The sequence below is a fragment of the Shewanella sp. 6_MG-2023 genome (assembly GCF_030547195.1).
Taxonomy (GTDB): domain Bacteria; phylum Pseudomonadota; class Gammaproteobacteria; order Enterobacterales; family Shewanellaceae; genus Shewanella.
Window position 1 is genome coordinate 46,509 of sequence record NZ_JAUOQU010000023.1, and the last position, 26,472, is coordinate 72,980.

At 38.5% G+C, this 26,472-nt stretch carries 21 protein-coding genes; 11 read left to right on the plus strand and 10 right to left on the minus strand.

The window, feature by feature from the left end; genetic code table 11:
* Window positions 1-247: 247 nt before the first annotated feature.
* Together Q4533_RS13900 and Q4533_RS13905 are read right to left on the minus strand one after the other, a co-directional pair.
* Window positions 248-1,504 carry a Y-family DNA polymerase gene (locus Q4533_RS13900; RefSeq protein ID WP_102439842.1) on the minus strand — a complete coding sequence of 419 codons (1,257 nt, stop codon included), beginning with the start codon at window positions 1,502-1,504 and terminating at the stop codon, window positions 248-250.
* A 40-nt stretch (window positions 1,505-1,544) separates the two neighbouring features.
* Window positions 1,545-1,952 carry a LexA family transcriptional regulator gene (locus Q4533_RS13905; protein ID WP_102476820.1) on the minus strand — a complete coding sequence of 136 codons (408 nt, stop codon included), beginning with the start codon at window positions 1,950-1,952 and terminating at the stop codon, window positions 1,545-1,547.
* Between the two features lie 479 nt (window positions 1,953-2,431).
* Between Q4533_RS13905 and Q4533_RS13910 the strand changes: the two genes are divergently transcribed.
* Window positions 2,432-2,836, plus strand: a complete 405-nt coding sequence (locus Q4533_RS13910) for a hypothetical protein (RefSeq protein ID WP_303502945.1) — start codon at window positions 2,432-2,434, stop codon at window positions 2,834-2,836.
* A 146-nt stretch (window positions 2,837-2,982) separates the two neighbouring features.
* On the plus strand, window positions 2,983-3,795 hold the full coding sequence (locus tag Q4533_RS13915) for a RecX family transcriptional regulator (protein ID WP_303502946.1): 813 nt from the start codon (window positions 2,983-2,985) through the stop codon (window positions 3,793-3,795).
* A gap of 34 nt (window positions 3,796-3,829) precedes the next feature.
* On the opposite strand, the gene Q4533_RS13920 is transcribed toward Q4533_RS13915, so the two are convergent.
* Complete coding sequence (locus Q4533_RS13920) at window positions 3,830-4,009, minus strand: DUF6435 family protein (protein ID WP_102476817.1); 180 nt, start codon at window positions 4,007-4,009, stop codon at window positions 3,830-3,832.
* A 281-nt stretch (window positions 4,010-4,290) separates the two neighbouring features.
* On the opposite strand from Q4533_RS13920, the gene Q4533_RS13925 reads away from it, so the two are divergent.
* Window positions 4,291-5,262, plus strand: coding sequence for a bile acid:sodium symporter family protein (locus Q4533_RS13925; RefSeq protein ID WP_241905018.1), 972 nt, complete (start codon window positions 4,291-4,293; stop codon window positions 5,260-5,262).
* A 35-nt stretch (window positions 5,263-5,297) separates the two neighbouring features.
* Window positions 5,298-6,026, plus strand: coding sequence for a DUF4937 domain-containing protein (locus Q4533_RS13930; RefSeq protein WP_303502947.1), 729 nt, complete (start codon window positions 5,298-5,300; stop codon window positions 6,024-6,026).
* A gap of 51 nt (window positions 6,027-6,077) precedes the next feature.
* On the opposite strand, the gene Q4533_RS13935 is transcribed toward Q4533_RS13930, so the two are convergent.
* Window positions 6,078-6,506 carry a hypothetical protein gene (locus Q4533_RS13935; RefSeq protein ID WP_303502948.1) on the minus strand — a complete coding sequence of 143 codons (429 nt, stop codon included), beginning with the start codon at window positions 6,504-6,506 and terminating at the stop codon, window positions 6,078-6,080.
* 365 nt (window positions 6,507-6,871) lie between these two features.
* Here Q4533_RS13935 and Q4533_RS13940 point away from each other — a divergent pair, with 365 nt between their 5' ends.
* The 7 genes from Q4533_RS13940 (at window position 6,872) to Q4533_RS13970 (ending at window position 15,735) form a co-directional block, all read left to right on the plus strand.
* Window positions 6,872-7,624 (plus strand): hypothetical protein, encoded by a 753-nt coding sequence (locus Q4533_RS13940; RefSeq protein WP_102438619.1) that lies wholly within the window; start codon window positions 6,872-6,874, stop codon window positions 7,622-7,624.
* Between the two features lie 43 nt (window positions 7,625-7,667).
* Window positions 7,668-8,357, plus strand: a complete 690-nt coding sequence (locus Q4533_RS13945) for a pseudouridine synthase (RefSeq protein WP_102438621.1) — start codon at window positions 7,668-7,670, stop codon at window positions 8,355-8,357.
* A gap of 199 nt (window positions 8,358-8,556) precedes the next feature.
* Window positions 8,557-8,859 (plus strand): YkgJ family cysteine cluster protein, encoded by a 303-nt coding sequence (locus tag Q4533_RS13950; protein ID WP_102438623.1) that lies wholly within the window; start codon window positions 8,557-8,559, stop codon window positions 8,857-8,859.
* A gap of 303 nt (window positions 8,860-9,162) precedes the next feature.
* Window positions 9,163-9,546, plus strand: coding sequence for an STAS/SEC14 domain-containing protein (locus Q4533_RS13955; protein ID WP_303502949.1), 384 nt, complete (start codon window positions 9,163-9,165; stop codon window positions 9,544-9,546).
* 191 nt (window positions 9,547-9,737) lie between these two features.
* Window positions 9,738-10,961: an EAL domain-containing protein gene (locus tag Q4533_RS13960; RefSeq protein WP_102531237.1), complete on the plus strand. Its 1,224-nt coding sequence runs from the start codon at window positions 9,738-9,740 to the stop codon at window positions 10,959-10,961.
* Window positions 10,948-14,334, plus strand: coding sequence for a PAS domain S-box protein (locus Q4533_RS13965; RefSeq protein ID WP_303502950.1), 3,387 nt, complete (start codon window positions 10,948-10,950; stop codon window positions 14,332-14,334). The genes Q4533_RS13960 and Q4533_RS13965 overlap by 14 nt, the downstream gene beginning before the upstream one ends.
* 111 nt (window positions 14,335-14,445) lie before the next feature.
* The gene (locus Q4533_RS13970) at window positions 14,446-15,735 is read left to right on the plus strand and encodes a site-specific integrase (RefSeq protein WP_102476811.1); all 1,290 of its coding nucleotides are present in this window, start codon (window positions 14,446-14,448) and stop codon (window positions 15,733-15,735) included.
* 521 nt (window positions 15,736-16,256) lie between these two features.
* On the opposite strand, the gene Q4533_RS13975 is transcribed toward Q4533_RS13970, so the two are convergent.
* From Q4533_RS13975 to Q4533_RS14000, 6 genes are all read right to left on the minus strand, one after another.
* Complete coding sequence (locus Q4533_RS13975; RefSeq protein ID WP_303502951.1) at window positions 16,257-17,405, minus strand: PcfJ domain-containing protein; 1,149 nt, start codon at window positions 17,403-17,405, stop codon at window positions 16,257-16,259.
* Window positions 17,406-17,470: 65 nt separating this feature from the next.
* The gene (locus Q4533_RS13980; protein WP_303502952.1) at window positions 17,471-19,402 is read right to left on the minus strand and encodes a DUF262 domain-containing protein; all 1,932 of its coding nucleotides are present in this window, start codon (window positions 19,400-19,402) and stop codon (window positions 17,471-17,473) included.
* Complete coding sequence (locus tag Q4533_RS13985; protein WP_303502953.1) at window positions 19,395-20,741, minus strand: DUF262 domain-containing protein; 1,347 nt, start codon at window positions 20,739-20,741, stop codon at window positions 19,395-19,397. The genes Q4533_RS13980 and Q4533_RS13985 overlap by 8 nt, the downstream gene beginning before the upstream one ends.
* A gap of 2 nt (window positions 20,742-20,743) precedes the next feature.
* Window positions 20,744-22,447: a restriction endonuclease subunit S gene (locus Q4533_RS13990; RefSeq protein ID WP_303502954.1), complete on the minus strand. Its 1,704-nt coding sequence runs from the start codon at window positions 22,445-22,447 to the stop codon at window positions 20,744-20,746.
* Complete coding sequence (locus tag Q4533_RS13995; protein ID WP_303502955.1) at window positions 22,447-23,919, minus strand: N-6 DNA methylase; 1,473 nt, start codon at window positions 23,917-23,919, stop codon at window positions 22,447-22,449. The genes Q4533_RS13990 and Q4533_RS13995 overlap by 1 nt, the downstream gene beginning before the upstream one ends.
* A gap of 17 nt (window positions 23,920-23,936) precedes the next feature.
* Window positions 23,937-26,471: a sigma factor-like helix-turn-helix DNA-binding protein gene (locus tag Q4533_RS14000; protein WP_303502956.1), complete on the minus strand. Its 2,535-nt coding sequence runs from the start codon at window positions 26,469-26,471 to the stop codon at window positions 23,937-23,939.
* Window position 26,472 lies beyond the last annotated feature (1 nt).

Consider the following 26,472-nt stretch of genomic DNA (forward strand, 5'->3'; position numbering starts at 1 on the left):
AGCAATAACACAATGGCTAAAATCGCATAATAGCCTCGCTCATGTGATTAGATATAAAACTGTGAACTGGAGAGTGTTTTTTGAACAGCTAGAGTTGGCTAAGTTGTATTTTTGTTGAGCTTAAGATCGATTAATGTACTGTTTGGGTTTGATATTAGTTGTCCATTTTACGCTAATTTAAAGCCAGAACTAAACCTGAACCAAGTCAGAATAAAAACCAGCACACGCAAATCAATTTATCACCAATTTAGCCACAGTGGATTTGCGGAATATCTTGCCAACAGCTGGTGTATTGCGGGGTTAATAGCTCACGGCGCATATGCCATTTACCTCCAATACCTTGGGCGGCGACAAATATTGCATCACTACCGTAGCGTTGATTTAACTTATCAAAAACCTGCATCAAGGCAGGATCTTTTACTGGGGCAAACAAGTCTGTTTGCAAATGTTTGACCGGTGATAAATCTAACAATCCAATCCCGATTTTATAGTAGCGAGTATTGGGGTTATAAAGCTTACGGGCAATTTCTGCTGCGTAACTGATGATTTCACGGTTGTCATTAGTTGGATATGCACAGCGGTAATGATATTTAAAGCCATTAGGCTGTTCATCATAAGGGGAGTTACTGGCAAAGATCAGTATGGTGCTAGCCACAGAGCCTTGCTTTCTGGCTTTGGCTGCCGCGATACCAGCATGCTTACTGAGCGCCTGTAATAATGAGTCTATATCGCTAATACGTTCACCGACACTACGAGTTGAAAAGATCTGCTGTTTATCTGCTCTGGCGCTATCCCAGCCTTTACAAGCCTCGCCATTGAGCTCTCTGACTGTACGCTCGATTTCAATACTAAATTGGCTACGAGCAATGCCTGGTTGTAATTTAGCCAGATCCAGTGCGGTGGTGATCCCCATGGCATGTAATTTGTTACCGATCCGCGAACCGATCCCCCACACATCGGTGACTTTCATTGTCGCTAAAATGGCATTTCTTTGCTCAATGGATTGGATATAACATACCCCGTTATAGCCCTGGAGCTTTTTAGCGGCATGATTGGCCACTTTGGCAAGGGTTAAGGTGGCAGCAATACCGACACACACAGGTAAGCGGGTTTCTTTCCATACCGCGCGGCGGATCATAGCGGCATGGCTTAATAAACACGGGATCGCAGGGTAACAATGTTTAAATGACAGAAATGACTCATCAATAGAGTAAATATGTTGCTCAGGTGCAAAGCGGCCAATCACTTCCATCATAGAGTGAGACAAAGAGGCATAAAGCTCATAATTGGAGGAAAGCGCAATCACGCCTGCTTTTTCACAAAAATCACGCACTTCAAAGTAAGGACCAAATTTACCCACTCCTAATGCTTTTGCCTGGCGGTTAGCCGCCACAATGCAACCATCGTTATTGGACAGCACCACGATAGGACGGCCACGCCACTCTGGGCGAAACACTTGCTCGGCGCTGCAATAAAAAGAGTTGGCATCAACGAGTGCATACATAATTTAACTGTCCGTTAGTCGTTAGTTTAATCAGCTAACATTAGTTATTAACTAATATAGGGCTTTGGCGATGACAACGGATTGAACGGATCACCACGCCTTCAACACTGAAGTTGTCATACTCTTGTATCGTGACACTCTGGTGAAGATCATTTGCCGATAATAATAATCGCCGCTTGATATCAATGAGCTTACAGACAAAGTTGCCGTTATAGTTTGCCACTATCACATCATGGTTTTCGACACTGACATGGCGATCCACAATGAGAATATCCTTATCAAAAATGCCGATTTTCTCCATAGAGTCGCCGCTAGCTTGGCCAATAAAAGTGGCACTGGGATGTTCAATCAATAGCTCATCTAAACTTAATGGCAGTTGCCGATATTCAGCAGCAGGACTTTCAAAACCAGTAATACCGGCACAAGCAAAAATAGGAATAACCTTCATAACAATCGACACCCAACAGTACTGTATGTTTATACAGTATTATAGCTGTCCCCGTAAAATTGGCAATAAATTCCGTAAGGTTGTCGAATAAGTGTGCGAATTGTTGGTTATTTAATCTGTTATGGGTCATTGAGGGAATGCTTTGCTGAGTGAGCTGAACTAAACAGCATTGCTAAGTACTAAATTATGAGCAAGGTAAGCGTGAGTGTTTAAGATTGAGTGGCGACTATTATCGAGCTGCTGTCGAACCATTAGCCGAAAATAACCTAATAAGCATTCTTTAAGGAAAAACGTTAAAAGTTAATTGTTTGTTCAGCTTACGTTTAGCTTACGTAGGTAAAATAGAGGCAAGTTTAAAGCTTATTATCAGTATCAGAATTCAGTATCAGAATTTTATAAAGCGCTAATACTGACGATGAGTTCAAGTGCAAAGTGCTAATCAGCCAGAAATCAGTTGTTCATCAACGGGAGTAAACATAATGAAAAAAGTATTTATCATTTCAATGTTAGCAATATTATCTTTTGGCGCGAGCGCTAGCCCATCGACTCAAAAGCCCGTTGTCATTCAAATTCAGGATTCATTCACGCAAATCAATAGTGCTTTAAGCTGCTCAATTGTATATGCCCACACTCCGATGACTTTACAGGCCGATTATTATAAAGGAGTGGTCTACGAACGCTATTCAGATCTTGTTGAACAACTCGTGTTATCAGGCCAGTCAGAAGAGGGCGCAAGACAAACAGCGATTGAAAAAATTGTCATGCAAACACAAACCATTGAACAACAAATCAATGATACTAAAAGCGGTGGAAAAACAGAGTTAAAACAACTGCTGCAACAAACGGCTAAAAAGAATGATTGTGTCCACTACGCAAATAATTAAGATGTACGGGCATAGTTAATATTCATAAAGCGATTAATATTTACCACGAATAAAGCAGACATTTTACCGTGGCAAGAACTTCTAGTTCTGAACAGAGTAGTGGTCTGCTAAACTGCCTTTGTCATTTCTAATCAATTAAAATTTTTATGCAAAGTAAGCCACTTCGTCAAGCCAAAACAATCGAGAATGTTTTCAACAGTGCCTATTGGCACCTTGGTCAGCAAGATTTTACTATCAATGAAATTCGCACCAAGCTTGAGCGTAAAACCGATAACCAGCAATGGATTGACACTGTTCTCGCTAGACTCATTGAAAGTGGCTATTTGAAAAAAGATTTTGATTTTGCCGTTCGCTATTGCGAACTGGCCTTTAGTCATGAGACGGGTAAAGGCGCTATCAAACGTAAATTACAATTAAGAGGCGTATCAGTTGCTGAAATTGATACCGCAATTGAACAAGTCATGCATGAGCAAAATGTCGATTCATTTGAAATGGCGACAGCGCGATTGCAAAACAAATTTGAACACTTTCATGGCACTAATAAAGAAAAAGTTTATTCACAGATGACCACCAAAGGGTTTTCTCGCGCTGAAATTGATTACGCACTATCACAACACCCTCAAGTTGACACCCTGCGCAGTAAATTAGCCATAAAAGCAGACAAGGCTGACCTGAAGTCTGAAATTATCAAGTTGTATAATAAAGGCAAAGGCAAAACGCTGATCTTGCAAGAATTAAAACAGCGGCTTCTTGATGTCAGTGATTTCGAAGAGCTGATATACCAACTAAGCCTAACAGAAGAGTTAGACTTTTATCTCAGTTGTAAAAGTCAGCTGGCTAAAAAGCGTTATGATTTATCCGACTATAAAGAAAAGTCCAAAGCCTATGCTTACTTATCTCGAAAAGGCTTTGATAGTGATGAAATAAAAGAGGCCATGACTTTAGATGATGATGCATAGCTTCTGTCTATTTAAACTATTTGGAGTTTTAAAGCTACTTACTAGCTTGTCGTTGTGCTAATTCAATCTGTTGCCAAATACTCTCTGCTGCAGAGGAAAGGCTAGCGTAACTTTTTATATCCCCCTTTCTTTGTGCCTGCATGGCTTGTTCTTGCGTTAAATCATATTGCTTGCGTAAGTTTTTAATGGGATCTCGTTTGAATATGCCAAACATAGGTGAATCCTGTTAGAAAGAAGATGCATAGTTATACGCCTCAACGAGGAAATAGTTTATAAAAGTGCAATTTTAATGGTCGTAAGTTTATATATTGGCTGTTAAATTAAATTGCTGTTGGTCATGCTTGCTAACAGTGTTTGAGCCCCTAGGTTCGCTTTTCATTCGGCACATCAAAAAGTCGTGAAAAAAATTCAACCTAAGAATCATTGCAGTAAAGAGATTTTTTAATAAGTTTACGTTTTTAAGTTGTTAAGGTTAAATTTTTTGATATGAATATAATGAGTAAATTAAAACAAGAATGGTTTTTAGTCGCTATGGTTGCAGCGATTGCATTGGCTATGGTGTCAGCTGATGTGGGCAAGTCTGGCGGGATATTACAGCTTGATCAAGTAACGGCTATTGGTATTGCCATGGTGTTTTTTTTACATGGGCTTAACCTGTCACCTAAGGCAATAAAAGCGGGCGTTACTAACTGGCGACTACACCTTTATATTCAATCGGCCACTTTTATTGCTTACCCGATCCTGTGGCTACTTTTTGGGGATTCACTTTTAGCCTTTATGCCTGCAGCGCTAGCGTTTGGTTTTTGCTATTTATTCGTATTGCCAAGTACCATATCTTCTTCAGTAGCAATGACAAGCGTAGCCAAAGGCAACATACCTGCGGCAATTTTCAATGCATCGCTTTCAAGTATTATAGGCGTTTTTATAACGCCATTATTTATTCAGCTGTTTATGAATCTCGATGGCGCTGAATTAAACCTGATGGATTCGGTGTTTTCTATCGCCAAACTATTATTAATTCCAATGATTGTTGGCCAGCTTTTAAGGCCGTTATTACTGCGCTTTATAGAGAAACATAAATCCGTGATAAACAAAGTAGACAAAATCGTCATCATCTTGATTGTTTACAATGCCTTTTGTGATTCGGTTATTAATGGTATTTGGAGTGAATTTTCAGCTTGGTTACTGCTGTATTGTATTGCCATTTGTACCCTAGTGCTGTTGTTTATGGTGCATGGGATCCAATGGGGCGCTAAGCGATGTCAATTTAATAAGGAAGATGAAATCGCCGCGGTGTTTTGCGGCACTAAAAAAACCTTGGCAGCTGGTGTACCGATGGCGCAGGTTATTTTTGGATCTGATCCCGCATTGGGAATGATTTTGTTACCCATCATGCTGTATCACCCAATACAGATTTTTTATTGTGCACTGTTAGCTAATCGCTATGCAAAGCGATTAGCAAAATAATGTAACTGATTAAATTCAATGCATAAGGATGGGTAATGACAATTTTAAAACTAATTAGCTGCACTGTAGATGATGATAATGTTGCCGCTTTTACAGCAAGCCAATGTGCTTGGCAGCAATTAGAAAATTGTAGCGGATTTTTAGCACAAGCGGGTGGCTGGCGCGCTGATTTAAATAAACTACCTTTGCAAAATTATGCTGCACCGTTGCATGATAAAAACATAAATACCGCCGTGGTTTTCGGGTTTTGGCAGTTAGTTGAAGATGTTACTGCCTTCATGCAAACTACGCACGATCAAATATTTACCACTAATCATCAGGGTAAAACCTACCAAACCTGCCAGGTTAAGTATTTTGAAATGTTGCCAACATCGTCAAACTTAGTTGTGGCTCACCTCAACTCAGAGATTATCAGCATTAGTCATTATGTGGCTGATTTAGCGCAAATGGCGCAACTGCAGCAACTTTACTTTGACAACTACTCATCAAAGGGGTTGATTGATTGCCAGCTTTTAAGGCTTAGTCGCTCACTTAAGTCACAAGCTAGTGCCCAAGAAGATACAAACGTAGAAGCAAAAGTTGAGTTCATGCTGGTTTGCTGGTGGAGCAATCAACAAAAAGTTGTTTTAATGCAAAATAAAATCCAGCCAAAGCAAGAACAACAAGGGCAGTTAACAGCGTTATCTGAACAGGTTATTAAGCTAGAGGCGAAATGGAATGTGCAAGCAAGAGCTATTGAAATAGCTAAGGATATAGCAGACTGATATTCAACAGCCTGCCTAATTTTAATAAAAAGTCACCGGTAAATAAAAAGTCTATTTGTATTCAATAATACGAGCGATATAGCTAAATTTACCAGAGTCATTGCGATAGTTTCGGTACAAATCAACTGAGAATGCCTTTGGTTTATCTTGATCAATTTTTACGGCAATTTTATCACTTAACTTATCTATATTAGATTCATTATAAACATAGAATTTGTTCACTTTTTCAAGCCCAAGCTGTTTAGCTTTGTGGCTTGTGGTATAAATTTCGCTATAAACGTCTTTGACAAATCCTTGATAGGTAACGCGTTCAAAATTAGCATTTTTATCAACAGTGATAAGAATATCAGTTTGCTCATCTAATGTTATTAACTGCTCCATTGCTGAGTCTAATTTATGATGGGCTGCTTCGTTCAATGTCTCTGCAGAAACACCTGCAGATAGTGAAATAAGTAATGCTGCAACCAATGTCATTTTCATTCTATTACCCTAAATTTTTAATTCGTAAAATATGTTTAAAATCACCTAAAATTAGGCCGATAACTACTGTTTTAAGTTTTTACGATGATTTGTTTAAATACATCATAATCAATCATTAACGCTGTGCTGAATGCCATATGAAGGATTGAATCCTACATATATAGGCTGTGTTTAATGAGCTGGTTGATATTTAGACCATAGGAATTAAACGTTAATGATGTTGGAGCTGAAATAACCATGAATGTTGACTTAATTTTAAAGCTTTGAAAGCAAGCATGATGAAGCTAAGGTTTTACTATTTAACCTATAAAAACAATGCTATCGTGTCAAAATGAGGTGATATTAGATATTGGAGTAGTAGTTAAATGGATTCAAAAATTAAGCTCGTTGCTTTTAGCGTGTTGTGTTTGAACCTTGGCGGTTGTGATCTCATCGACGGTATTTTACATCCCGGAGACGATGATGAAGACTCAAAAATAGATAAAAACTTTAGCAGTAATGCTCAACAACTAGGTTTATCAGAGACAACGGTTAAACGTTTATGTAATGCTACCGACAACATAAGCATTCATTGTGTCAGCAATTACAATGACGAAAGTGCCCTTGAACTAAGAGTAGAATACACGTTTAATGATGTGTTATTAAAAAATAGTTATGCCAAAAGTACCAATGCTAGCCGAGTAATTTTTCATTTGCCTGCTGATGGTGCGATAGCAAAAATCGAGTTTGAAAATAGTCGAATTTATGATTTTGATAGTGGTTATAGCTACACATGGTCTGAGCCTGAAGATTATAAAATCGCAAACTTAGCAGACTCAAGTGAAGATTCAGTACTTGCCTTAGACAATGCCACAAGTATAGAAGAAGTTTCAGATTCAGAGCTATCGATTTTGTCTAATGCCGCATTCTCTAATGATGAGTATTCACTAACGGAAGCACAAGATATCGTAATCAAATCTAAAACGATGTTGTTTCCAACTTTAAATGTTGATGTAACGAGCACAGGTATTGTAGAACCTATAGATGCTTCTTTTGCCATGTTTACCGCTGGCCACACTGCAATTTTATCAAGTTACTCTTCTGCGTTATCGACCGCAATTGAACAAAGCTGGAATTAAACGAGTTATTTGAAGCGATTATTGGCAATTGTATTAGGACCTTATGCGTTTAGATAAATTTGTATTAAGAAGTACTGCACTGACTAAAACTCAGGTGATAACCGCAATTGAAGCAGGGCAAGTTTGTGTCAATCATGGGGTTATCAAGGATGTAAAGCACCAAGTCCATGAGAATAACCTCATACAGTTAAATAGTCAGACGTTAACTCCAAGGCCATTTCGATATCTACTTTTGCATAAATCGGCAGACAAGATTTGTTCAAATGTCGATGGACATTATCCTTCATTGTTTAACGATATTGATATCGATAATAAAGACGAATTACATATTGTTGGCAGGCTTGATGCAGATACAACGGGCTTAGTGCTCATTACTGATGATGGCAGATGGTCTTTTAATATTACTCGCCCTGAAATGAGCTGCGCGAAACTATACCGGGTACATTTAGCTAAATCGCTATCAACTCAAGCGATTAAACAGTTAGAGCAGGGGATTTTACTGGACGGTGAAACCAAACCGACATTGCCAGCTAAAATCACAACAGTAAACGAAAGCCAGGTACTACTAAGTATTACTGAAGGTCGCTACCATCAAGTTAAACGTATGTTTTTTGCTGTGGGCAATAAAGTAACCCAGCTTCATCGTGAGCAAATAGGTGAGATAAAATTAAATACTTCCAGTAATCAATGGCGTTACCTTACTGAAGCTGAGGTCAATTCGTTCAATAGCTGATGGATGTTTCATCAGCTTGGCTTGTCAATGATAAAACATCACTAAATTGAGTCTTTAAATGACAATTGCGATAGTGAATAACACTTCGTTAAGCTATTATCCGCTGTATATTTAGGTTTAACACTCTATGCTTTACCAAAACGTAAAACATAACCTCAAAAGCCACTTCAAACTTGCCATTACTTATAAGCTGTAAATTATGACTATTGATATCACGACCATTGTTGATCCAGAAATCACCTGTTCAAGTTGCCAAGCATGCTGCTGCAAACTTGAAGTGATGATTATTTCTGACACCGGTGTACCAGAGCAATACATCAGTGAAGACAGCTGGGGTAGCCAAACCATGAAACGATTAGATGATGGATGGTGCGCTGCAGTAGATAGAGAAACGTTAATGTGTACTATTTATGAAAATAGACCGTGGATTTGCCGTGAGTTTGAAATGGGGTCTTATGAGTGTGAACAAGAAAGAACCCATATTGTTAAGCTAGACAAATAACTTAATTATAGCTTACGAGGCGGCCACAGCCTCAATGAGTGGGGTTGATTATATAAAAAGACAATACTTTTCAATGAGTAACCCGAAGTTCTTCTATATTTCTAACTTGCCTTAAAAATGATATAACCCTTAACAACAATCACAGATTTTATTGTTACAGCTGCTAGATTTTTACAAGTGTTAAAGTCAGTTCTTAAAATAAACCTCTATCAATCAGGTGCTCATTAAAAGCTAACAAAAGCTCTAATTATGCTTAAAAGCTGCTAAATTTAATTATACCCACAATAAACTAAGGGGTTTATTATGTCATCTGTAAAAACACATGGATTGAGTATTGGTATAGAACGGGTTAAAGACGATGTGTACTTATCATTAAAGGCGACTGGCACTTTAACTCATAACGACTATTTAGTCATAACGCCATTACTCGATGCGGCGTTAGCTGAGGTAAAACACCCGAAAGTAAACGTGTTTATTGATGGAACTGAACTTGATGGCTGGGAACTTCGAGCAGCCTGGGATGATTTAAAACTTGGCCTGCAACATAATAATGAATTTAAAAAAGTGGCTATTTGGGGTAATAAAAATTGGCAAAATTATAGTGCTAAAGTTGCAGCTTGGTTTATGAGTGGTGAGGTACAGTTTTTTGAAGAAAAAGCAAAGGCGTTAGCATGGTTAGAAAAATAAATGTTTAATAACATGCAGTTATTAATAATAATTATTTAAAATTCGTTAATTAATTTAAAGAATACTCGGGTATGTTTACTGCCTGTAAAATACAAAAAATACAAAAAATATAGAAATTAGTTTATCTACCTGTTTTGTTTAAGTGGTCTATACTCATAGTAAGAAATGGACATTCGATGGGTGGGATCTGAGTGAAAAAGCACATTAACTCAATTTTAGTAGTAGATGACCAGCCAATAGTTAGACGAATTTTCACAAGAAGTCTAGAACAACTAGGGACTTATGAAATTATCGAGGCGGCTGATGGATTAGAAGCATTTAATTTAATCAAACAAAAACATTTTGATTTGATATTTTGTGACTTAAATATGCCCGTAAAAGACGGATTATATTTACTTCAACGACTCATAGAAATTCAATATACCAGTGCTATTGTATTATTCAGCGGAGAAGGTGAAACTTTACTTAATTCTGCTAAAGTATTAGCCACTTATTATCATCTTAATATTCTTGGTGTAGTTCGTAAACCCATCACCGCAACAATGCTGAGTGAGTTTTTGGTTAAAGCCACTAATGCTGATAGCATGCCTCAAACACAAGTCATAGCAACCCTCACATCTAAACAATTAGAGTATCACTTAAATAAAGGTAATGTTCGCGCTTACTTACAACCACAATATAATCTTGACACCATGCAAATTTGTGGCTTTGAAGCATTAGCTAGAATAGTTGATGGTGATAAAGTGATTTCGCCTTCTCAATTTATACATGCAGCAGAAGAAAATAAATTTATTCTACGTATTACCAAAGCTGTTGTTGAAGATGCCATAAAAAACTTTGCTAAATTGGATGTAAAATATCGTTCGTTGAGTTTATCAATTAACATCTCAGGTAAAGTGCTTGATGAAGAGGACTTACCTTTTTGGTTAGAAGAAGTAACCAGTAAAAATAAAATATCTTGCAATTCGATTACTTGCGAGCTAACTGAAACTGCAATCCCTTCAAACCCATCAGTGATGATTGTAGCTTTACTGAGATTACGCATGATGAAATTTAAACTATCAATCGATGACTTTGGTACAGGCTTTGCCTCACTAGAACAATTACATATGTTACCTTTTCATGAACTGAAAATAGACAGATGCTTTGTTGAAAATATTGTTACAAATACTAAGTCTCAAGCTTTGTTTACACGAAGTATTTTACTTGCCAATGATCTTAAAATGACAGCGATTGCAGAAGGTGTTGAATCAAAAGAAACTGTAGATGTAATTAAGAAACTGGGGTGCAATATTGCTCAAGGATTCTATTTCTGTAAACCTTTTCCAGCCAATAAAATAATAACGGTTATTAATAAGGAGGGGCTTGATTACGGGGTAAAATTTCAAAGGGAATTAACATGTGAACGGACTTAAAAGGGTTGGTTCCATTTTTATAATATATGGGGTTTTGTTACTTGCTGCTATTGTTGTTTTAGCTGGCCATATGATAACACTCACTTTTTTCGCTACATGTTGGCTGCTAATCCTTTATCTACATTTAAGTAAATTGAATAAGCATGAGCTAACTATTATCGAAACTCCAACTACCCATTGTAGGAAAGAAGTCATTCCTGAAAAACTGAATAACGACCTAATAGAGAAAATATTTTATGTTTTTAATAAAAATGTTTTATCACAATTAAGTAAAGACGGTTATATTCTAATAGACAAAGACGGTGTTATTTTGAATGTTAGTGAACGAGTGGAAAGGATTTTGGTCTGTTGTAAAGACGACATAATAACAAGCCATTTATCACTATTTTTGTTTTTTTCGGAACCTACTCATCAAAAATCAACTGACACTATGATTGAGCGGGTTAAAAAATTAGTGAGTAAACCTGAAAAGTTATATTTTTTAAATAAAGTTGGATTATATATCCCTATAGAAATTTCAATTAGTAAACTACCACATGAAAATGAAACATTGTACCTCGCACTAATAAGAGATATCACCGCGGAACAAGAACAATTACAACGCGAAATAGATTTGTATGTAAAACTATTTAATAAAGAAATGATTTACAAATCAGCTTTTAATCAAGCTGCAATTGGTATCGCAAGAGTAAATGTTGATTCATACATTGTTGAAGTTAACCCAATGCTATGCAAAATTTTTGGTTACAGCGAGAAAGAGTTTTGTAAGTTATCAATAAAAGACTTGACTGTTGATACTGATATAGAAAAATCAGAGATGCTAATTAGGCAACTACTTCGTAAAGAAATTTATTTTTTTAACCTAGATAAACAGTATGTTAGGAAAGATAAAAGTGAGTTTTGGGCTAACATATCAGTATCATTAGTGTGTGATAATGTCACAAACCAACCTATTTATATGATCGCTGTAATTGAAGATATATCAGATAGAAAAAATATAGAAACAGCGCTAATAAATATAAGTAAAGAAAGAGAAGAGCTATTAGCCGGACTCACTATCGCATCAGAGGCAGGAGGTGTAAATAATTGGTCGTTAGATTTAGTTACGAATAAATTAAAGTGGGATGAAGGTACGCGACTGCTATATGGGATCAATTTAGACCAACAGCTTGTTTACCAAGATTGGCTTAATGCTGTTCACCCAGAAGACGTTGAAGAAATTAAACATCATATCTTAGCTGCTATTCATAACATCTGCTCTTTTAAAATTGAGTTTAGAGTTTTTAACCTTGAAACCAATGAGTTAGTTTGGGTTCGGTGCGCGGCGAATGTATCTTGTAATGAAAATAATAAACCCACAATGATGTTTGGCATCAATATTGATATTACCCATGAAAAATTAATTCAAATCGAGTTAGAAAAAGAAACCCAAGCGGCAAAACATGCTAACGAAGCCAAATCTAGATTTCTAGCAACTATGAGTCATGAGATCAGAACACCAATGAATGGTGTAATCGGTATGATTGATTTACTCAGACAAACTCACTTAGATACAGAACAAAAGCGTATGACGGCAACCATAAAGGATTCTTCGTTTTCGTTATTAGATATTATTAATGACATTTTAGATTTTTCAAAAATTGAATCGGGACAAATTGAACTAGAACTGACATCAGTAAGCATTCTTTCTTTAATAGAAAGAGCTGTAGATGCACTCTGTATCAATGCAAATAATAAAAATATACAGCTATATATTTGTCCTGATTTAAAAATCCCAGATAAAGTTAAAATTGATGCCGTTCGCTTCAGACAGATAATTCTTAACTTGGTAGGCAATGCGATAAAATTTTCAAGCTTAGAAAGAAAAGGTGTTGTGATTATAAAAACAAGATTTGATTGGATTAGTGTTTCTTTGGTTGTTGATGTCATAGATAACGGTATTGGGATCTCAGAGTTACAACAAAAAAAATTATTTACACCTTTTATTCAAGCTGACACATCGACTACAAGAAAATTTGGTGGCACAGGTTTAGGGTTAAGTATTTGTAAATCATTTAGTGAATTAATGAGTGGTGAAATTAAATTAACAAGTCAATTAGGAAAGGGCAGTTGTTTTAGACTGTCAATCCCTATAACTAAAAATAAAAATACGAAATATGAATTTGAACATTTAGATTTTAGTGAATACCGTTTTTATATTATTCATGAATCAAAAGAACTTTCGAAGTGTTGTCAGGACATTATAGCCCAATTAAACCCTTTACATGTCAGCCAAGTTGGAATTGATAAGCTAGAGAATTTGTGCGCCATAAAAGATGAACAAGTTGTAGTGATTACATCTGCAGTCGATAAAACTAATATTTTAGAATCAACAAGCTTAAAAACAATAATTTTAAATCCACATCAGATAAAAAATAATGGCTACATTGATCCACTGACCTATGTCGTCAAGTGTGAGCCGTTAAAACCCAGCGACTTAATCCATGGTTTAGCTATTTTATGTGAACTTGAAAGCCCAACACTAGATCTAAACAAAGAAATAGAGGAAAACCATAGGGTAGAGGTAGCGCTTAAAGTAGATAAAAAGCGAAATCGTAATCTGATTTTACTCGCAGAAGATGAGCCAACGAATAGATTAGTATTAAGTAATCAATTGGAAAGTCTAGGATATGAACATGAAATAGCAGTAGATGGAAATGCTGCATATAAATTATGGATAACAGGCAGGTTCAACTTAATACTTACTGATTGTCATATGCCTAATATGGATGGATTTGCGCTAACAAAAAAAATCCGTAAAGAAGAAAGTCGCAAAGGGCTAAGCCCAACGACGATTATTGCAGTAACTGCCAATGGGCTTGTAGGTGAATTTGAAAATTGTATTAGGGCAGGGATGAATGATTATATTGCTAAGCCTGTTGAATTAAAAATGCTCAAAATTGCCCTAAGTAAATATATGAGTCGGGACAAAAACACACAAGCTATAGGGGAGGTTGTAGATTGTACTGAGCGCCATAAGGCTAATGATAGTATTGATTTTAAGCACTTAATTAAAGTTATCGGTACCAATGATAAAACAATAACTGACGAAATTTTATTAATGTATTGGAATAGTGTTACCCAAGACACTAAAAAATTGATTGAAGCTGTAGAGGAAGGGCAATCTGATTTGATAAGAACCAGAGCGCACGCATTGAAAGGGATATCGTTTTCGACAGGTGCTGCTGTTATTGGGGAAACGTTTAAATGGATTGAGCAAAACGCATCAAAAATTGACGATATCAAACAAAAACTGCATACAATTGAGAGTGAAACACTAAGAATAAAGGACTTATTAGTTAAACGTGGAATTTTACAAATCAAAGATTCGTAAGTAAATAATGGGATTGTAGTAGTAAAATATTGATTCTAATGCCGATAAATAACGTTATCGGCATCATGATAATGCTAGAATAAGTACGTGTTTTAATTAGATATAAAATATATGGATTACACTCTACCACCAGTATTACCGCTTTTTGACTCTGCTGACTTCTTACTTGAAGGTAATAGTGTCGTTAATCAATACATCACTCAAATTTCTCTTGATAATGTAACTGATGCCGGTTTAATTATTGAACATTGCTCTGATTGGTTATATGAGCAACGGCATAGTGAAAATAACTATAAAGCCTACCGAAGTGAATTAACCACATTTCTACATTGGTGTTTTGATGTGGCTGTAATATCGCCAATAATGGTAACTAGAAAAGATATCGCCAGGTATATTGCATACTGCGAAACACCTCCCAACGAATTTATTGGTTATTTTAATGTGCCACAATTTAAGCTAGAAAAAAGCATAAATGAAAGAATACCAAATCCACAATGGCGGCCATTTGTAGGTAAAAAAATACTTGGAAAACCACAACCATATAGTTTGAGTGATAACGCACTAAAAACCAAAATAGCAATAGTATCATCTATGTATAGTTATTTAATTAGTGAAGAATACACAGAGAAAAATCCTGCACAATTATGGCTCAAATACAGTCGTTTTGCTGTTAAGAAAAAATACATAAAAGATGACGATGATAATCATCATGCTTTTACTGAACTACAATGGTCATACGTGGTTTCTACAGTTTCTGAGTTAGCAATATCGCAGCCAGAAAAACATCAACGTAGCTTGTTTTTAATTAATTTACTCTATAGTTGCTATCTTAGAATTTCTGAAATCAGCGCTAGAGCTGGATACTCGCCATTAATGAGTCAATTTAAAAAGAATCCGCATACTGGTATTTGGTATTTTTATGTACCATTTTCTAAAAGTGGCAAAGCAAGAAATATTGCTATTTCGAAATCACTACTAACAGGTCTTAAATCCTATAGAGAATATCTAGGCCTGTCAGCATTACCAAGTGCCAATGAAACGCATCCGATTTTTGTTAGACATAAAGCCGCTGGTCATGGTCGAGATTCTGGAATGCTAAATGCTAACCTAGGGATAAGACAAATTCGTGAAGAAATTAATACCTTAATAAATCTCGCAGCAGATAAAGCGTTTGAAGATGGTTTTGATTATGACAGTCAACTCATGAGGAAACTAACCGCACATAATATTCGTCATACCGGTATAACTCATGACATCAATTTAAACCAAAGACCATTATCACATGTTCAAGCTGATGCAGGCCATGAAAGTATTGATACCACGTCACAATATTTACATACTAGCCAGACAGAACGTGATCAAAGTGCACAAAATAAACCATTTAATCATTTAGCTAATTAATGTCATCAAATATGCATATTTAACAGGCAACGCTATGTGAAATCTGAAGATATAATCAAGGTAATATGGCTCAGAATTTAAAATAAGGTCATATTTAAAAGCTATGTTAGTTGTCTAATGTAGCTTTAAAAGCATATAAAAATACCCACACACAACTACGCACAATGTATATTATGTTAAATAGCCTATGCCTTTAAGGATTCGAAAGTTCGTACTGAGTGTGGTTTTTCATACCAAATGAGTTTTGTGTCACTTCGTGACTTTGGTGTTTTGGTTTTTATAATCAAATGGTTAAGTTGAAATAAATAATTTCATCGCACAACTTTGGTGCAATATTCTATTCAGAGCGCTTTTTGTTGTCAGTTATACCACATGACTTTTTTAAATCCTGTGGCATTTTTTTTAATGAGTTTTTCTCAGTTGGTGATATTGATAACTGACGTGTATTATTCCTTTAATAAAGCCTACAAATGCAAACAGACTTTTGTAAGGCCAGATCCATTTCGTAATTTTTTAAGCCTTTATTCAGACTCAGGGTTAAATTTTTGCTTATAGGTTTTCTTAACTCTCTCAAACCACATATAGACTATCTCTCGAGTTTCATTTGTTGCGATTGCATTACGTATCCCGGAGATTTGATCCAATTCAAGCATGCCAATGCGTTTATTGACTTTCACTCCAATGGTCACTCTTTGTGGGCGTTCCATTTTAAATGCAAAATAATGTCCTGAGACAATCCGATTGTGATAAACAGCAATACAATGCTTTTGAGTCATCCCTTCATGAATAAGCGCATCATAATTATCTATCGCGACAAAGTTTGGCTCACTAGCAATAAATTGTGGATATTGCACATCAGCGTCGACTGGTCTTGATTCAAGTCGGTCAATATCATTACGAAGATCTATCCATCGTTGGTGCAATCCTTCAAGCTCATCAAATGACGAAAGCTGGCCAATTCTGTTCGCAGGCTCATTTATACCGAGCGCTAAACCCAGTGCTATGGTGTCGGCTAAACAAGCACGTAACGACCCTCTTTTGATACTTTTATCATTTGCTATGGCATGGCCTAATTTTGTGCAGGTTAAAAATGGGTATCGGTTATCCAGGCTTATGGTCAAATAGTTTATTGTTTGGTGATGTTTAAAAACTTTGTAGCGACACATTGTTTTATCTAACAGCTTTTTCAAAAACTTTAACTCTACATCTCGCTCAAATTTGAGTGTAAACTTGTCTATAAATTTAAGTGTCGCTTTTGCGTTGTCGTAGCCGAGTTCTTTGAGAATGTCGCGTTGTCCGAGATGACTTAACGATAACGCTTTGTCATTATCAATCGGGTATTGCTCACAAATAAGTACCAACAACAATGGTCGCATTAATAACAATTGAGCCGCTTGCTGACTATTAGCTGCAAGCCACAACAGCTGATATTCATGTTCGGAAAAAGTATTTGTAACTGCTAAATATTGTTTAGGGATCTGAGCTAACCATTCATCGCCTGATGAAAACTGGGTGATGAGGTTTAATCCTAATCCCAGTCCTCCCTCTAACCGTTCTTTAGGCTTAGTACCGAATACTCTAAAGGCTTGTAGCTTTTGCTGCCAGCTATGTAGTTCTAGGTCATAGTCAAAGCCTAGATCGGAAGTTTGTATTGTCAGTTGTAAATCCATTTTGCTACCTGCTGTTGCCAAATCGATATTATTTCAATAAAACTAATTGATACCTTATAGCTAACTTATACTTTTCTATCCGATAAAACATTTAACATGAGTGTTTCGTGTTTTTCGATATTTATTAGTCCTTCCCCTTCTGGGCCCCAGTCAGTGTAATTCATCATAATCGCTTGCTTTAAGCTCTCCGCTCGATTGTTTTCTTGATAGAACGTCTTCTTATCTTGCGGAGAATAATTGCTAAGCCTTGAGTTACTGCTAGGCGAAATTAAACACAGATTGCCAAAGCGGTCTACATCCTTCATTTTGCTAGCACCTGATGGATCGGTTTGTGGGAAGTAATGCTCAACAGAGGTTCTGAACGCAAATTGAAAGCTTGTAAAGTGCCCCGCTAGATTCTCTTTAGTAATGCCGCCAACTGGTTTACCCTCTGATAGAGTTCGCCACAATAGGTAATCCAATCGGTTAAACACGAAGTTCTGCACATCGGTTCCTTGATGCAATACGCCAGGATTCTCTTCATCTTCACTAAACGCCAAAGATTGACCTTTAGTGATTTCTTCAAAATAGCGTTCGCTTAAGCGCTCAAGCTCAGTTAAGTACACCTCACCATCAACCTCTAAATTAGCGTCCTGTGTTGTATGTGTATTCAATATGTTTAGTGCGTCACTTAGCCAGCGCTTATACACCATTGCGGGGTTCGACACATGGAACATTGCCAAGCTCATTCGAATCTTTTCGTTCTGCTCACTACTAAACGCATTTGGGTACTCAGGGCTCAGGCTATTTTTATTTGTGTAAGCATTAAGTCTTAACAAACTCCACTTGCGCTTTTCATCGTGTTGGTCTGGCTTAATGATGTAGCTATCAAACAGAATTCGGCATTTAAGTAGCTCATACACAAAGGCTTTGGCTTTAACCCTCAAGCCAGTATCTTTACAGATAAACGCATCAAGTAGTTTTTTATCATCAAGCGATACATCCTTAATCTCAGGCATCAACTTGAGTACATGCAGTAAGAAGTTTGAAAAGTCGATAACCGTGCCAAAACGTTCTTCTTTCTCTCGTTCTTCATCATCGGTGCTTGCACTAGATGCCTTGTTGTCGATAATTTCACGTAAAGTCATAGCATCTTGTTTTTGCTGTTTGCTGGTATGCGTTGCTTGAATCGCCTCAAAACTTGCTGGTATTGTTTGCCAATTGTCACCAAATACTGCTTTACGCAAGTCGGATTGAAAGCCCATCTGGGTATAGCACGTCATATTTGAGCAAGCATCCCAGATAGTTGAAAAACAGTTTCTTTCATCCTCATTGCCAAGAGAAGCCATAAATTTAGCTTTCAATACTTCGTGTTTTTCTAGCTGTTCGCCACGGTTATTCATGATCTCAAAATAATGATTAAGATCGGTTTGTGGCGGCACAACAACTTTTAATATGATGACGCTTTCTAACAAGTATTCAAAAAACAGCTTTGTTTTAGGCTCTATATCAAGCCCTTTGCTTTTGAAGAAACGCCGAATAATGCTAAATGCAGCGTGGATGTTAGGCTCTTCGGTCTCGCCGTTGGTTTGTCCCGTATAGATGTCAGCTAACGCTCTGGAAGATTTTGGACGACTATCAAAGGTAAGGTTAATATCAAGCCCTGCTAATTTCTCTTCATTCAGTACTTTTCGATGCTTTAAATACGCCAATAAGATAGAGAGCGTGGTATGCCTTTGTTGCCCATCTATGGTTTCGTACACCACATTAGATTGCTGCGAATGAGTAGTACGCTGATAAACCACAAGGCTACCCAAATAATACTTTGCTTGTTTCGCACTCGCTGTTTTATCTGGCTGATTAGTCAACCCTGCGGCATCACTGATATCTTGAAGAAGCTGCTCAATCTCAGGCGCACCCCAAGCGTAATTACGCTGGTAAATGGGGATCACGTATTGGGTTTTACTATCGAAAAGTGCGCTAACGGATAACTGCTCTACTTGGTTCAGATCACTCATTAATACTTCCCGATTTCATTGCTTCAATTGATGCCTTCACGTGTTCCGCATTCTTGAAGTTAAGCTCTTTGATATAAGGCGGCTGAAAGTTCAGCACCTGTTGAGGGTGGACGGCTTTGCGAATGGCTCTAAATAACCCATTACGACCTTTAGCGTGATTGTCTACCGACTCCATACCAATGCGTTGCAGTTCAAGGCGCAAAAAATAACTCCAGCGATAACAAATCTGCGCGGCTTTGTTTAACTGCACATCGCCAAACTTGTCGTAGTAATACATCACTGCACACAAAAACAGGTTTCGCACATAGCTATCACCTTTACGATGGCTGCCACTGTAGCGAGTGTACTTATCAACAAATGAAGCGAGCCTTGCCTCGTTGCCTACAAACAAGCTTGAGTGAATGGCCATGTAATGCTGAATGTACTCAAAAAAGCGCTTACCGTTGATCATCACTTGATCCACTTGGAATGGATACCCTTTAGTTTGCTTGTCCCATTTTCGCGCAGGATCAGCATTAAAGGTTTCAACTGCATAATCAAGCGCAAGCATGGAATCCACATAGGCGTACTGAGTGCTATCTAAGTTGATGCCTTTGAATACATCGATGTTATGGCGACTGAACTGAATACCGTAGTCACCGTCAACCCAACGGCGCATACGGAACAAAAACTCCCCCATGATGGTATGCAAATTGGCTGAATCATCATCTGGGTTAACGCCCTGCTCCCACAAACTTACATGGTGTAGGCGCTCTGTTTGCTCTGTTGAGTCCATCATTTCACGCAAATGATAGGCTTTGAGTAAATCATGCGGGGCAAGCGCCTTACCACGGGCGTTTTGCGAGTCAAAAAACTGAAACGCTTCACTCAAGTCATCGAGCGTAACTTGGACCAGCTCGCACTTGTTAAGCACAAAATCGAGCAGTTCCTGCTTTTGGCGAGATGGCAGGCTTGCTAACCGTTCGGAGATAATTTGTGCATTATTTTTGAGGTTTTTGATACTGACTGATGATCCAAACTTATGCTCAAGCAAAGTGGATGAAATAGCTTTCTCTGCCCCATCCAGCATGGTGCAAAGTAGCGTTAAGGTTAGCAGGCGCTGTTGACCATCAACGATGTTTAGCGCCCCTTTGACATCCTCATTCTTTGATTCTTTGTCTTGATGCAGTACCACAGTACCCAACCGATAACACGGCTTAGTGCGGTGGTTAACAATGTCATCCATCAGCTGGTTAACATGCTTGGGATGCCATTTGTAGGGGCGTTGATACTCAGGGATCGTGAGATTTTGCTTCAATAACGCCGAAATGGTTTGCGGCTGATGAAAGACAATGGCCATACTTACACCGCCTGTTTGACGATGGCGTCGGTGAGGTGGAGTTGGGTGGTTTGGGCATCACTTAAACGGGCTTTGAGTTGGTCGCACAGTGCCATTAGCTCATCGACTTTGGCAACGATACGGTGTTGCACTTCAAGCGAGGGAACAATGATAGGTATTGCCTCAACTATTTTTTTGCTAATCTTCGGCATAGTTCCTGATGTCCCTGTCATACGGTCCCACATGAATTGTCGAGACTTTGGAGAAGATAACCATATTGATAAAAACTCAGGACTCAAATGTCCCACAGTTCTTAGCTTCATCATCAAATCCGGATAAATTACACCCGCTACATCCATTTTGACTAAGCAATTACAACCAACGTAATTAGCCGAGTTACCACGTTGAATTAAAATATCGCCTTCACGGAGCCAAAGGTGCGAATCGCCTTCAACTTTAATATCTACATACTTTGTTTGGTTTAAATCAAGATAACCATAAGTGGTGGCACCCAACTTTAAGACACTAACATCAGTTACTGTTGGAACTTCTTTAGGTGAAAAACCATTTCTTGGACCAAACGATAAATACTTTTTCAATTCATTTTCTTGAGCATCTTTAGTCCATGGCACCAACTTGCCCATCACGGCGAGTTGTAAAATGGTTTGTTTTAGGGTGTCGATGCTGGCGGTGGTGGTGAATAGCGTGTCGAAATGTTCGCTTACCCGTTGCCAGTTTTGCTCAAACTGCATTCTAGTGTGTTCGGGGGTTGCGTGTTGCTCCGGCGCTTGCAGCAAGGCCGCTAACAGCACTTCCACTAAGGTTTGATGTGCCGAAATACTGTTTTCAGTTTGCGCCTCAAGGGCATCACACAAACTCATTAGCTCATCGACTTTAGCGACGATACGGTGTTGTTCTTCGAGTGGTGGAATAGGAAGGATTGAACTTAATATTCGATGCAAGGCTAACTTGGGTTGAGCTAGCTGATTGACCTTCTCTATAAATTGATTCATAGAAAAATTAGCTGTCAAAGCTTGCTTTAACCATAATTTGTCTATGTGATTAAAGATAATTTTAGCTGCATTTTCAGTTAGATTCATACCATCGAGTTCTTCTGGTATGCAACCAACTTCACCAATAGTTCCTGCAATAGTTATATATAGGTCATCCTTTGAAATTGTATATTGCTTAATTAACTTTTGTGTATCAGCAGTCAAATACTGTAAGCCATGCAGATTAACCGTACCATCCTTCATATCAGTTACACGAATATACGCATACTCAGTCTGCTCACTCATTAATGTGTGGCCTTTTGGTAAACGTTTGCCGCCTTTTACTTCTGCATACTCACCTAGTCTCGCCCACCCCCAACCATTCGGCAATTCAAACGGCTTTTCATCCTCACTAATCTCAGGCAACGGCTTTTGTTTTTTAAGCTTCGCCTCTTTCACCAACTGGGCTTTTTCAGTCGCTATGCGCTCAAGCAAGACTGAGGCGGGTTCATAATTCGGACTATTTCTCGCCTCGCGGCTGGCCTGCAGCACTAGTTTGCCATGCACGGCGAGCTCTAAAATCAGCTCACGCAATTTTTTAATGCCATACAGACTAAATTTATTCGAACTGCCACGCCCTGCTGACGACTTTTGCTCGATGGCCGTCGTCCAAATATCAAGCTGGTCGGTGATTAAGCTCTCGGCGCTTGTGGTTGGTGTTTTTAACTCAGCCATTACTTGTCCTCGCTACCTTTAGACAGCGCCGCTGACAATATGCCTTTAAGCTGGTCACGCAGTGCTTGTATGTCGGCTTGCTGCTTTGAATAGTCGGCTAATAACTCTTGCGGGTCGTGACTGATGACTTCGCCGACATGAGGGTTTTTAATGTCGAGGTTGTAGTTGCGGACAATAATCTCGTCTATGGAGACTTTCCATGCTTGCTCGCTTTCAATGCGGCTGGCAAAACCGTCGGCCTCATTGCCCCACCATGCAAGCTCTGTCTCGAACTCTTCAAACTTCATTGGTTTGGTTTTGTTGTAGTTTTTTACCCCTGCTGGGTAAGGGTGCTCATAAAACCACACGTCTTTGGTTGGCATGCCTTTAGTAAAAAACAGAATATTAGTTTTAATGCCGGTGTAGGGGTTAAACACGCCATTAGGCAATCTTACAATCGTGTGTAAGTTACATTCCTCTACCAAGTGCTTTTTGATTTTGGTTTTGACGCCTTCACCAAACAAGGTGCCATCTGGCAATACCACTGCGGCGCGCCCTTTCGTGGCTAACACCTCAATAATAAGCTGTAAAAACAAGTCGGCGGTTTCGCGGGTTTGCATGTCGCTGGGGAAGTTTTTTTCGATGCCGTCTTCTTCGGTGCCGCCAAATGGCGGGTTGGTGATGATAACGTCGACCTGCTCATCCCAGCTTGAAAGCGGTTTGTTTAGGGTGTTGCCGTGTTTAATTTGCACCGGCACTTCAATGCCGTGCAGCATCATGTTGGTGGTACAGAGTAAATGCGGCAGCTGCTTTTTCTCGACACCAAAGATTTGCTGTTGCAGGGTTTGATGGTCGTCGCCGGATTGAACATAGTTGGCTTTAACATGGTCAAACGCACAGGCTAAAAAGCCACCGGTACCACAGGCGGGGTCCATGATTGACTCGCCCAGTTTTGGGTCGGTTACCGCCACTATAAATTTGGTGATGGCGCGCGGGGTATAAAATTCGCCCGCGTTGCCTGCGCTTTGTAGGTCTTTCAGGATTTGCTCATATAAGTCGCCAAATAAGTGGCGCTCTTTTGAGTCGGTAAAGTCTATTTCGTTTAGCTTATTAATCACTTGGCGCAGTAGCGTGCCGTTTTTCATGTAGTTAAAGGCATCACTAAAGGCCTCTTTGATAACATAGCCGCGTGGGTTTTTATCGATTGGTGCGGTGAGGTTTTTAAGCTCAGGAAATAGCTGGTCGTTGACAAACTCTAACAGCTCATCACCGGTTATGCCTTGGTTATCGGCTGCCCAATTGCGCCATAAAAATTGCTCGGGGATGGGCTCGCGGTAGTCGTCTAATTCAAGCTCGAGCTCTTCTTCTTGGGCGTCGAATACTTTTAAAAACAGTAACCACGACATTTGACCAAGGCGCTGGGCGTCGCCATCGACACCGGCATCTTTACGCATGATGTCTTGAATGGATTTAATTGCTGAGCTGATAGACATAGTGGTTCTCTAATTCGTTAAGTAACCGTCGCATTGCGCCAGTTATGTATGATTTGTGAGGCATTTTCTTTTGTAATAGCGATATGCTGCTGCAAGCACTCAATGCTGTCTTTGACTAGTTGGTCTTTTGTACAATATTTATTTAACGCATCCGTTAAGCTATTGAACGCAATTGGCGAAACGCTATACAAGCCATGAGCACGATGCCAACCTTGTTCTGCGGCATGGCAACGGGCAATGCCCATGTAAAAATATTTTGAGTAACTTACAGATAAAAGCGGGTTAAGCGCTTGTTGAAAAATAGAAGCATCCACGGGCTTACTGCACTTTTCCAAAATGTGCTGCATAGGTTGCAAATAAGTTTGAAGCTCAATGTTCTTATAAGCTTGCTGGGGTGTAGTATACATTTGGCGATCTACTTGAACTACTTTTGCCTCATCAATCATGCCATCTAAATAGTAGGCAGCATGGCCCAAGCTTTTACTTTTTAATAATCCAGCCACCTCAGGTTTAGTAAATGGTTTTTCGCGGGCATTCATTGCTTCAATAATCACATCCTTTTGCGTGATATTTTTAAAGCCTTTTTCTCGACCGACTGAATCCGCCTGTGATCGCCCTGCAAAGTAATAGCCATAGTCCTCACCAAAATGTTTTACAAAATGGCGAATTTCATAGTAATTAAATCGTTTGAGGTATTCTGATGACTGATAACACTCATTCAGATGAAATACCTCTCTTGCCGTTGTTTCCATATAATCATCAAGTGAGGTAAATACTGTATCCAGATCAATGATTTCAGCATTAATAAAGCGCGTATGCTTGTATACGCCCTTACCTGCCAAGTAAATGTAATCTTTATGTTTAAACGCTTCATGATCAAGGCGATCAACGTAGATTTCAGATCGAGAATAGCTATTCGCATTAACCAACTTTGCAATGTCTAACCAAGGTAAGCCGCGAGGGTGATTAACCAAGACGCATGCTGACGCCTCAGACTTGCCTAATAAACACGGCCAAATGTTTTCGCCTTCGACAACAATGACCCCCTGTCTTTGCAGATTAAGAACTGCATTTTTATGGTTTCGTACATTTTCCAAGTTTGCATCTTCAATTACATCGATTGCATCTTGAAGCAAAATTGGCGCACCGTTTTCAGCGAAAAACGTATTTAAAATCGATTTATCTATTTCTGGGTAAACATATTCAAATAGTTTTTCCTGCTGACAAATGATATCTAGGAATTCATAAAACGCTTTTTCTGTAGAGAAACATTGGAACAAGTCTGGAATTTGTTCCTTCAATTCTGCCTGCATTGCGGGTTGAAGTAATTGCCAAAGTGAAGTTGGATTAACTCGAAGATTTAGACAAAAACGAGCGTTTATTAGCGCCTCTTTCTGGCGAATACGTTCTCGTGTTACGCCAAATTGCGCTCCAACTTCTTCTAGTGTTTGTTTTTCTTCAACAAATCCCCAGCGGCGTTGGGCAATTTCGCCTTCATCGTCGGGTAATTTTTCAAGAAAATTATCGATATCCTCTAGTAATAACTGTTCAATCTCGTTTAGCGTTAACGACTGAATGATCTTAGGCACAATGATAGTTGACTCAAAAGCTAGGTAGTTAATTTCGTCACTTACAATTGCTTGAATTTCAGTCTGTAAAATGCCCTTAAACTCTATTAGCGTGTCAACCACGCCTTTACCAAAACCTGGTAAGTTTAATAACTCTTGTCGTACCAATGATAAAACTAAATCAATATCCTCTGCTAGATTGGGCAGTTCCACATGTCGAGCATATTTAGCTAAGGCTTTCAAAAATCTCGGCTCAACGCCCGCCATGCTGATTAAGTAGTTTGAGGTATCAATTTCATCTAAAGCAAATTTAGACACTGAATTGTCGCTGTCTATTTTAATACCAGACTGACTAGCAACAATTGCCTTTAGCTCTTTAAGTGTTTCAACATAAGAGAAGCCAACACCGTTAAGGCTGGCTACTTTTCCCACAGAAATTGAGACTAAATCTTCGAGAGTATCTCCGAGACGAAACTCTGAGTTATTTAAACTGGCGTTACGTAGGCGTTTTATTAGCTTTAGGAATCTGTCTGGTAGTATTAGATCATCCAGCTGTGTCGCCAAATTTGGTACAATAAAAGACTCAGTCTCAACTTCAGGATTTTGATCGGAAGCTGTCTCAAGGGGAGCATCTACAACATCTAACTGAAAGGCTTCTACCTGCTCATTTTGCGTAAGTTCCTGAGGCACCTCGTCATTTGAAGGCGCTTCAATAACAGGCGCCATTTCATCATTGGAAATTTCAATTTGATTGCTTAGTTCAATCATTTCTGAGTCAACGGAGAAGCTAATGGCTATTTGACGAAGGAAGTCCGCGAAATATACATTTCGGTGCAAGTTGGCAAATGAATGACTATCAAGCTGCTCTACGATATCCCACATTGTTTGCGCATTGCCTGATTCTAATTGATGAGTGTTATCTAAATCTTTCAATAACTTTGTAAGCGCTACGGCTATACGTGCTTCATTTAGGTCAAATTCCAAG